The 7835-nt window shown below is 58.8% G+C and carries 6 protein-coding genes and 2 pseudogenes; 6 read left to right on the plus strand and 2 right to left on the minus strand.

The window, feature by feature from the left end; genetic code table 11:
• Positions 1-326 precede the first annotated feature (326 nt).
• Positions 327-2009 (minus strand): PAS-domain containing protein, encoded by a 1683-nt coding sequence (locus AC0L27_RS38600; RefSeq protein WP_473323090.1) that lies wholly within the window; start codon positions 2007-2009, stop codon positions 327-329.
• A gap of 937 nt (positions 2010-2946) precedes the next feature.
• Here AC0L27_RS38600 and AC0L27_RS38605 point away from each other — a divergent pair.
• Positions 2947-3367 (plus strand): annotated as a pseudogene (locus tag AC0L27_RS38605) (hypothetical protein).
• Between the two features lie 131 nt (positions 3368-3498).
• Here the strand turns inward: AC0L27_RS38605 and AC0L27_RS38610 are convergent.
• Positions 3499-3759 carry a hypothetical protein gene (locus AC0L27_RS38610; RefSeq protein ID WP_473323092.1) on the minus strand — a complete coding sequence of 87 codons (261 nt, stop codon included), beginning with the start codon at positions 3757-3759 and terminating at the stop codon, positions 3499-3501.
• Between the two features lie 583 nt (positions 3760-4342).
• Between AC0L27_RS38610 and AC0L27_RS38615 the strand changes: the two genes are divergently transcribed.
• The 5 genes and pseudogenes from AC0L27_RS38615 (at position 4343) to AC0L27_RS38635 (ending at position 7625) form a co-directional block, all read left to right on the plus strand.
• Complete coding sequence (locus tag AC0L27_RS38615) at positions 4343-5128, plus strand: dihydrodipicolinate synthase family protein (protein WP_473323104.1); 786 nt, start codon at positions 4343-4345, stop codon at positions 5126-5128.
• 170 nt (positions 5129-5298) lie between these two features.
• A complete protein-coding gene (locus AC0L27_RS38620) occupies positions 5299-5472 on the plus strand; it encodes a hypothetical protein (protein WP_369726166.1) in 174 nt (57 codons plus the stop codon).
• A gap of 254 nt (positions 5473-5726) precedes the next feature.
• Positions 5727-6398 (plus strand): annotated as a pseudogene (locus AC0L27_RS38625) (outer membrane protein); the annotation flags it as partial.
• A 575-nt stretch (positions 6399-6973) separates the two neighbouring features.
• Complete coding sequence (locus AC0L27_RS38630) at positions 6974-7480, plus strand: triphosphoribosyl-dephospho-CoA synthase (protein ID WP_473323095.1); 507 nt, start codon at positions 6974-6976, stop codon at positions 7478-7480.
• On the plus strand, positions 7473-7625 hold the full coding sequence (locus AC0L27_RS38635) for a hypothetical protein (protein WP_473323098.1): 153 nt from the start codon (positions 7473-7475) through the stop codon (positions 7623-7625). The genes AC0L27_RS38630 and AC0L27_RS38635 overlap by 8 nt, the downstream gene beginning before the upstream one ends.
• Positions 7626-7835: the final 210 nt, after the last annotated feature.

Here is a 7835-nt window from a genome sequence, read left to right on the forward strand (position 1 = left end):
GGCGAGAGCCCATACTTGCGTCGGCATCGGACGAACTTCTGGCGCAGGACAGCGGCCGCTTGAACCCGCCTCAAACTGTCTTCGAGAGAAAAGACCTTACCCCGGGGGCCGCCATAATCAAACGCTGAACTCGCCACCCCGTGAAGTCAAAAACGATTCGAATGCGCATGGAACAATTATGACGTTGCGAGAGCGACACACCTGACAAGCTAGGCCAGCACTGGTGGAGAACTTTTCCTCGGCCGGATGCCAACCATTTGGCACAGAACAGAAATGAGCGACAGTACCCATATTCGCCTGCACGGAGGGTGACGTAATGCCAGCTGCTAGTCGGCAGTCCCAGCCTGATCGGAGAGGTCTTCCACCATACTCACGAACATGTGCGAGTCCTCCCCGGGGGCGCCAATCTGCAAACGCCTCCACGAGATCACCCGGCGGCCACGAACTGGATTGCAGATAGTACAGACAATAGGCTCGAGCTGCTGGCTTTGCGCAAGTAGCTGCTGGTCGCGCTTTTCTATCAGCTCGGCCGTTTCCGAAGAAAACAATTCGCGCGCGGTCTTGCCGACAATGTCGGTGCGCGACAGCCCCATCTGCCGTTCGGCCGCTTTGTTGATGAACAGATAGCGCAGACTGCGCGCGTCCTTGGCTATGATACCTTCGCGCACGTTCTCGACAATCGTGGCGAGCAGGCGTTCGGTACGCTCGAGAATACGCTCGTGCTGCCGCTGTTCCGTGACGTCCTCCTGGACGGAGACCCAGCCGCCGGCATTAATAGGCCGTTCATAGATTTTGACGATCCGACCGTCGTCGAGCGTTACCTCGTAAGCTGCCTGCTCCCTCTTTCCGATCCGAACGAGAATGGCGGAAACGTACTTTTTGATGTCGCCGCTGAACAGCCCGTGCTGCAGGATCTCCCCGAGCGACGCCCCTGAGTCGATGGTCTCGGGCAGATTATACATGCGCCGGTAGTTGCTGTTCATTGCAATCACACGTGCCTTGCCATCGACCATGATGAGGCCTTGCGGCATGCTGTTGATGACGGCGGAGAGCTGCCACTTTTTAACTTGGTACTCGTCGTTGAAAGCGTCGCGCTCGGCCATTGCGGCGTCGCGCTGCTTGGTGAGGTCCAATTCAAGTTGTTCGAGCTCAAAAACTTGAGCGACAGCAGCGCGGAACTTCTGCACGGCGCGCGCCAGATGGCCGATTTCGTCGTGGTCTCGCAGATGTGGCACCTCGCTTCCGATGTCCCCGGTTCCGATACGATCGGTCGCCTGGGCAATGTCTGAAAGCCGCGCCAGCACTGAATCCCGGATCACAAGAACATGGAGCGCGGCAAGCACCAGCGCCGCCAAACCCAGCATGAACAGGTACCCTGCCGCACAGCGATTCTTTTGCGCGAGCCCATCTGCTTCGCGAGTGCGTTCGTTGTAGCCGCGCTGCAACGCTTCCAGATCCGCATTCAGCCTGCTCCGAACCGTGCTGCTAGCTTCGGTGTCCCCGAACTCGCGGGCAGCTGCGGGGCTAATCTCCACCGCCCGGCGCACCAACTCCTGGCGGAAATCGATGAATTGGGCAATCCGCCGTTTGAGCGATACGAACTGTTCGAAGTCTTCCGAACGTACCGTAGCCTCCCAGCCGTTCATCACCTCCGCAAGCTCGTGGTTGCGCTTGAGGATTCCGTCCGCGAACTCTTTCACCTTGGCTCGCTCGGTAGACATGTAGATGCCGCGCGAGTCCATCACGATCGCATAAATGGATGCGTTGACCAGTCCGGAATTGATCGCCGCTTCAGCGGAGGACGTTTGCGTATCACGGTAGGAATTCTGCAGTCGCACGGTCTGGACAGACATGACCAGGAGAAAGATCGTAACAATTCCCAAAAACCCGGCGATCGCATAAACTTTCTCGCCTACTGTCAGCTCGTCGACCCCGCACGCAAAGCGGATGTATTTTTTCAGAAGCCGCACGACGGGCCCGGCTCCAAGGCCTGCTATCGCAGCATTCATTACACATCCCAGCCTAAACCTGCGCAACATAGACTATCCGATTGTCCAACCTTGAGGTTGTGCGCGTTTACGGGGGCAATGTGCGTGAGGATCGGCCGACGTCGGAGAGCACCTTATTCTTGCGGCGAGCGCTTAGGCGGCTCCGGGCTTTCCTATACATCCGGACGAGTTCGATCAGATTTTCGATTCCGAACTTAGTGAAAACCTGCATGCCATGTTCTCCGGCGCCATAGCCCCAGATTGCGCCAGGTTCAATCTCCATCTCATTGGCGGCTTCTGGCAGCCAGTCTTCATCTTGCTCGAGTTCCTCGGCAACATGCTTGATGCCCGCAACGTGGCGAACCGCTGACGTACATGATTACACAGCTCAAGCGGCGATGGCTGATGCCAGCCTCCAATGCAGGGGAGCAGCCCGTCCAGCCGATGAACTGAATGAGCAGGGGCCACGCGAGCGACGTTCACTTCATGTGAAAACGAAGACAAGCAGGCTCGAGCAGAGTAGCGCAACTCCTAATGCGGTCAGCCCTAGGAAACTGCTGGAGACTAGATCATGACTGCCCATGAACGACCTCTGCGGCGAGAAATAGAGATCGGCAGTCGCCGCTTCGTTCGCTTTCCAGCCAATCTCTGAATTATTATCCAAATGAGTCGCACAATTCCTGCTGGTCCCGCGATGCGGCGCAGTTTTCCGGTAAAATCGATGGACAGTTCGCCGCGTTCCAGCGGGCAAGCTCGTTTAATGCTATGGCGCCTGCAAACGGATCGCGCTTCCTCTGACGCTGATGAGCATGCGCGGGAAATCAGAGCTGTGCACTTAAACGCGCCTATGTGAGCCGCTCGACACCGCTCAGCCTTGGCCAGCCCCTCGGGGTCGTGGATTTACCGCTCCTACTCGGTCGCCGGTCGGCGATCTCAAGGCCGTACGGCACAGCAAAGGTTGTTTTTCAGACGCAACCGCGTCGGAAGTAGTGCGCGTTTGCGCGCCCTGCGTTCGCTGTATTGGACCTTCGTCGAGCAAATGGGCTGGAAGCGCGAGCGCGGCGTCTTTTGCGCGATTGGCTATCTCCGGATCAGCGTGCGCAGTTGGATGCCGAGAGTTATTTCGAAGTCACGGGCTCCACACCGGCCGGCGACATCGAATTCATCAGGGCATTATGAGCAATGATTTGGGGCTTGATGAAGAACGAGAGCCTAAGATCGGGTGGTGTTTCGTTCCCGAACGGGCCCTGGCAGCTGGCGACGTGATGCTCGCCCAGAAGATCGCGCTCGAAACCGACGAAGCCGCAGTGCTCGAGCTTGCCCACCGGTTTTCTCCGAGGCTGCCCTCCCTGTGCCGAGTAGTGCGGCGCGCTTACTAGGCCGCTCACGGGCGGGGCCGCAGCTTGTGACGGCGGCGGCCCCTTGCCGCGAAGGAGGCGGTTACGCGAGACACAGCCACCTGCGCGACGATAAGTAACATCAACGCAGTGCTCGCCTTACGCAACCGGATCTACTTGTTAGCCTTAATCGATGCCGCCTGGCCGCGTTTTGTGATGATCTTCTCGACATCTGCCATCGTTTCGGTGAATGCGTCCCACAGCCGTATCGCCTGAGCTGCGCTCTCTGCTTCGGTGAGATATGCAGTCTTGATCAGCAACCGGTTCAACAGATATGCGACGCGGGCGTTGTCAGAGTGCCGGGTTCGCAGACCGATAACCTGTCGACGCATCTCGACGAGGTCGAGCGTTTCGTGTTTTGACGGCCTCTTCAAAATCACACTCGCGTGCGTGGCCGAGCAAACGAACCCGCCACGCCGAATATGATGGCGTGACGGCTTCGCTTGGGCGGACCAGGACGGGAGCAATGTCCGGTGCACAAGGCTAACCCACGATGCGCCGCTGCAATCAAATCTTCAAGTTAAGCTTGATCTCCTCGCAGGAAGTTAATTCGGGAACCGGGAGGCCGCACCCGAATGTACTCGCCGGTGAATGCCCAAAAAGGAGCGTCTAGGCCTGCGTCGGAATTCCTAACCCAGCAACAGCTGCGAAACTTCGAGATGCATCGTGAGCTGTGACTGTGCGAGCCTCGCCAAATGCGTCGGGTTCTTGACCGCTACGATTTCCGTTCACGACCGGCGAGATACCGCCGATCGCGATCCTCTTGGAGACAGCGTCGAGGCCGTGCCGCAGGCGACGACGGCCGACCGTCCTACTGTTGAGGATTGCCGATGTCGAACGCGCCTAGACGGTAATCTTCGCCCGACGATTGGTCAGTCGTCGGCCGGGCGATCAAGGTGAATGTCGCGTCGGGGTAGCGCGTCCACACCTCAATGTCCTCTGAAGTAACGGTTAGATATCCGAAACTCCGTTGGTCTCCTTGGCAGCACCGGCTCGTACCCTTATTTCACGCGTGAAGAGCGGCGCCGCGCTGTCGAAACGGTAGTTGACCAAGCTGCGGGGCGCGCACCAATCCTGGTCGGTGTTGGAGCTTTACGCACGGACGACGCCGTGACACTCGCTCGGGATGCTGCGGCCGCCGGCGCGGCCGCGGGACTTTTGGCCCCCGTCTCCTACACTCCGCTGACTGACGAGGAGGTTTTCGAGCATTTCGTCACGGTAGCTCGGGAGAGCGGGCTTTCGATTTGCATCTACGATAATCCCGGCACGACGCACTTCTGCTTTACGCCGAATTTGATAGCTCGGTTAAGCCGGGTGGAGGGAATCATCGCGCTGAAGAGTCCCGCACCGGAAGCTTCCGCCGTCGCCGGTCATCTGAAGGTTCTGCAGGAGGTCGTCCCGAGTGGATTTTCGCTGGGCTACAGCGGAGATTGGAATTGCCTGGATGCGCTGCTGGCGGGCGGGGAGACCTGGTACAGCGTTTTGGGAGGAATTTTTCCGAACACCTGTCTGGCGCTCGTTCGCTCGGTGCAAAGCGCTGACACCGCAGAGGCGCGACGGTTGAACGACAGCCTGCAGCCCATCTGGCATCTCTTTAAGGCGTTCTCAAGCCTGCGCGTGATTTACGCGATTGCAAAGCTCAAGGGGCTCTGCGCGGCAGAACCTCCGGGTCCGATCCTGCCGTTGTCGTCCGACGCCGAAAAGAGGATTTTCGAGACGCTGGCAAGCCTGGAGCTCGTCTAAGGGCGTGTTGAAAAGCAAGTTGCCTGAGCCGCGCGAAGCGAACTGTCGCGGCTGCGTTCAAGCGTCATCCAGCGACATCGCGCTTCCCTTTTCCAACGTTCAACCTCGCGGCTGGACGGCAAGGATAACAGGACGGCACTTAGATGCTGGGCCAATCCAGCGATTGAAGGATGATCATGGGCGCCCGCTCCAGTCAAGCGATCGGCGCCGAAGCGATTTTTGTTGGCTTTGATATGCAACTCGATTTGCTGACGCAACATGCTGATGCCAATACCCGGTCCCATGTGTCCAACTTCGATAAGGCCTATTCTCTGTCCCGCTGTCTTAGGAGCGACGTTGTGTGATCATTCCTCGCCAATCATGATTTATGCGTTCCGGAAAAAGCCATGGTCTTGCAGAATTGGCAACAGCTCATGATGGTTGTTGATTGTGTAGTCGGGATGCGCCGCTCGCAAGCGCAACTCAGAAACAAATCCTCCGGTAATAGATATACTTATGAGTCCGAGATTCCGTGCAATATCCGATCGACCGGCATATCGCCGATAATGAAGGTTGACGCCGCCTTCAAGTTGTTCTTCTGCATGTATAGACGAAGCCGCTCTCCTTTGCACCGGTCCTGCCTCTCTACAACAACGCTCCGCAGGCGGTCGCGGCTGCAATCTAGGACTGGAGCGGCCTCTACGTAGGTATGAACGGAGGCTTGGGCTCAAGCTCGAATTGCTGGGATTTCAATGGCCGCACGCCTGAGGGCTGCCATGATGCGACCGGCATGACCATAGGTGGACAGATCGGCTATCGATGGCAGATCGGCCACATCGTGGTGGGCGTCGAAGGCCAGGGGAACTGGGCTGATCTGAGCGGATCCAATCTCAGCATCCCATTTGCGGATTTTAATCAGAGCAAAATTGATGCGTTTGGTACGGTCACGGGGCAGATCGGTTATTCGTTCGACAACGTACTGTATTACGTCAAAGGTGGCGCCGCAGTGACGAGCAACACCTATCAGGTCAACTCCGTAGTCGCGGGCGTGCAGTTCGCGAGCTCCAATAGCAGCCCTTGGGGCGCTACTGTGGGCGCCGGGATCGAATTCGGGTTCGCGCCGAACTGGTCGGTGAGCGTCGAATACGACCACTTGTTCATGCGGGATGCCGACGTCAACTTTGTCACGGCTACTGGTCCAGTGGGCGGCGATCGCATCCGCCAAAATCTAGATCTTATGACTGCACGTCTGAACTATAAGTTCGGTGGTCCGATTTTGCTCAAATATTGATCGGTACTTGCGTTGGTGGATCGAACGCCCCCGGCCCACCGGCCGGGGGCGCTGACCTAGGGAGCCGAAAATCGCTCAGCGCGATCGTCTCAAGATCGATGCGGTATCCACATCTACTTCTGCAACCCGCAAAGCGCTTAGCAGCGCGGCACTAACGACAATACCAAGGGTAGCTGCGGCAGTATTTTCAGGAAGGCACAGACCTGAGCATCGAGAGCGCCGTCGTTCAGCTCCAGCAGGAAGGCGAAACAGTATCTCCCTTATCGCGCTGCACGCGCCCGCGAAGGGGAGATCGAGGTGCCTGTCACGGTCACGCCGCTCGGCTCGATCTCGTGACTGGAGGGCGCGCTCGATGATTTCGGTGACGAGCGGGAGCGCTGTGGCCGTCGTCCGTCGCTACGCCCCGTAGGCTGGCCTGGTAACAGGCGCGCGATGAGGGCGACTTCGCTTTCGCCGCAGGGGAGGGGCTGAGAAGCGCCGGCAATAAGGGAGGTGAAGAAGGCCCCTGGGACGGACGTGGAGGGGAGCGCTGAGAGCGCCATCGCAGCGTGATGAGGAAAGAAAGGGAGGCCCGCTTGCAGGCCGGCCAGGCAGGCAAGGCCGACATTCAAGCGCGCCTGCGCGATCCCAGTCCGTCGTCCTTCTGGGTTGCCAGCCGTGCTTGTCCCAATCGGACAGGGATACTCGGCCGCAGTTGGCCTACAGAGCCGGAAGATCCCGGCCGGCTTAGCGCCAAACAAGCTGGGCGCGTGAAGCATCAATCTTGCCTTGCTGTCCTTCCGGCGTGTCCGTTTACTGGCGGCGCCGGGGCGGTCTTGTTCGGCTGGCAGGATCATTTTTTTGAAGCTCAGCCCGGTCATGTCGCGTCGCTTTGCCTCAAGCGCGAAGTTGAACCACATCCGAAACCCGGGTTCGTCAGCCACGTCGAGAGCGGCGCACACAGCGACATGGACGCCGAGCTGCAGTGCCGAAGCGCGGATAACCTCGCTCTCCTCTTCCCTGAGCTGGCGAAGCACGTCCTGATCGCCGGGCTGGACGCGCCGAAGCAGGGCGGAGCTTGGCGAATACTTCCATGTGCTTGAGCGTTCTCTCGATAGCCTGACCGCGCGCGGCATCGCCGCTGCGAACGGTTGGGGCGATCGCAAAGCCGGTGAGCACAAGGCCGTGGCAGCGCAGGATCTGGCCCTGGCGGAGTCGGCCGCGCTGGAGAAAAAGCTCCCGGCCTAGCAATGAAACCACGGTCTAGCCTCATTTGAGACTGGAATCGTCGATCAATATCTCCCGCGCGCTAGAGCGGGGGAGACTGCGAGACGTGGCGAACGAGCGGCGACGTAACATCTATGCTGCGCAGATATTGGTGGACGGCAGTCCTGTGCGGTGCAAGGTCCGCCACCTCACGGATTCCTCTGCGATCGTCCAAATCGATAACGCGCCTTT

It is taken from the genome of Bradyrhizobium sp. Ken51 (assembly GCF_055807435.1).

Excerpts from the sequence above, each read along its gene's own strand:
- AC0L27_RS38600 (WP_473323090.1), bottom strand. The coding sequence starts at position 2,009 with ATGAATGCTGCGATAGCAGGCCTTGGAGCCGGGCCCGTCGTGCGGCTT.
- AC0L27_RS38620 (WP_369726166.1), top strand. The coding sequence starts at position 5,299 with ATGATCATGGGCGCCCGCTCCAGTCAAGCGATCGGCGCCGAAGCGATT.